The following is a 1,036-nucleotide window of genomic DNA, read 5'->3' on the forward strand; positions in this document are numbered from 1 at the left end:
CCAGATATTTTCCATTATTTCTCCAAAGTTGATGATTTGAAAAAAATCAATCTAATGAAATAAAAAGAGTGATAAAGGAAGATAACGATTCCCAAGATAGAATTGCTGAATGCCGAGATATAATACACCATTAAGTTACCCATCTCTAATAAGGGTTTAAAAAAATCAACAGCTATTATCATCATCCAATTAAAACACCAAAACAAGCATAATCCATCATGTTTATTTAAATAAGATTTAAGACGGATTAAGTAGTTAATTGACGAATAAAAAGTTAAGCCTACAATCAGAATCAAGGGAAGTAAAAGAACATAACCTATGACTCGTTTTTCTATTATGTGGATTGTTTGTGCATAAGATAGAATGATGCCAATAAACAAAAACAAATAAATCCATAGCATATGTTTGGTATATCTATTGTTGAGTGGGTATTTTTTGATTAAGCACAAAGCCATCAACAATAAAAGGGGAATGGAAAGAACAAGCAAGCCAATACCATTGTTTTCATAGGCCTTGTAGGAGAAAAGTGTGGCAGACCCTAGAAGCATAATCCTAATTAAGAAATTTTTTATTCGATTTGTTTTATCATGAATGAGATTATAAAAGTAGAGAAAGCAAGGAAATAAAGGATATGTTAGATTATTGAATGTTATCAATGCTGATAACTCCATTATTTCCTCCTCAATAATGGCAATACAGATTCATTCCATTTTTCAGGATTCTTGATTGTTGAGTGAGAATCAATATGGCTTCTTGTTTTAGAAGTGTTGTAATATGAATCTTGCTCAAGTGGAGAAAGATAATTGGGTGTGTATATCTTTTCTGGTTTGACTTTAATATTTGTTGCACTAGGCATTGTGCGTTTAGCATTGGGAGTAAGAGGATTGATATTTTTCCGGTCAAATTTGCCAAAAAAACTCTGAACCAAATCCCTTGGATCATACACATTCACAACCTTTCCTCCTTTACTTAATGAAGTTTGATTAAACTTTGCATCACTTCTATGAGGTGTAGCTAGAAATATAACTCTATCTAG

Annotated in this window: 1 protein-coding gene; it reads right to left on the reverse strand. The window is 31.6% G+C overall.

Going from position 1 to position 1,036, the window contains the following annotated elements:
- Window positions 1-670: 670 nt before the first annotated feature.
- Window positions 671-1,036 (reverse strand): hypothetical protein (locus CQA62_RS06930; protein WP_170125573.1); only part of this gene is annotated, 366 nt, incomplete at its 5' end.

Source organism: Helicobacter cholecystus, assembly GCF_003364215.1.
Taxonomy (GTDB): Bacteria; Campylobacterota; Campylobacteria; order Campylobacterales; family Helicobacteraceae; genus Helicobacter_G; species Helicobacter_G cholecystus.